The organism is Streptomyces sp. SPB074 (genome assembly GCF_000154905.1).
Lineage (GTDB): Bacteria > Actinomycetota > Actinomycetes > Streptomycetales > Streptomycetaceae > Streptomyces.
This window is the reverse complement of record NZ_GG770539.1, coordinates 4,056,438-4,057,082: the sequence shown is the minus strand read 5'-3', so window position 1 is coordinate 4,057,082 and position 645 is coordinate 4,056,438. Positions and strand designations below refer to the sequence as shown.

1 protein-coding gene is annotated in these 645 nt (G+C 77.4%); it reads left to right on the top strand.

Going from position 1 to position 645, the window contains the following annotated elements; translation table 11 throughout:
- Positions 1 to 199 precede the first annotated feature (199 nt).
- Positions 200 to 645 (top strand): hypothetical protein (locus tag SSBG_RS16890; RefSeq protein WP_037871546.1); only part of this gene is annotated, 446 nt, incomplete at its 3' end.

The window sequence follows — 645 nt, the reverse complement described above, 5'->3', positions numbered from 1 at the left end:
CGCCCGGCGCCTCCGCACACCCGGCGCCTCCGCACACCCGGCGCCTCCGCACACCCGGCGCCTCCGGGCGGGGACCGCCGGGCGCCCCCGAGTACCCTCAAGTACCCTTCGCCGGGGTCCTGTTGGCCGAATCCCGTGTCTGCCGCCCGCTCGTGGGGGTAGACGGACGGGAGACAACGGCCGACAGGGAGGCCCCGTCATGGTCCGTAACGTCCTCGGGGGCGTGCTCGCCGTGCTCGGCGCGGTCTGCGCCGTCGCGAGCCTCTTCCGCCCCTGGTACGACGCGCGCCTCGGCCGCGAGTACCGGCTGCCCGACCTCTTCGCCTCCGGCGGCGTCACGGCGGCACGACCCGACCTGCTGTGGTCGCTCTTCCTGCCGTTCCTCCTCGCCGCCGTGCTGACCCTCCTCGGCCTCTTCACGCGCCTGCGCACCCCGGTCCTGCTCGCGGGAGTGCTGGCGCTCGGCTTCACGGTGCTGTGGGCGGTACGGGTCGCGCGGGCCAACGGGGACTCGCTCACGCTCGCCGCCGACGGCTCCGGGCTGCGCGTCGGCGCGGGGAGGGCGGCGGCGGGCGGCGTCCTGCTGCTGCTCTCCGCCGCCGTCACGGCGCGACGCCCGCGGCGCGCGGAGCCCGCCCCCGTACC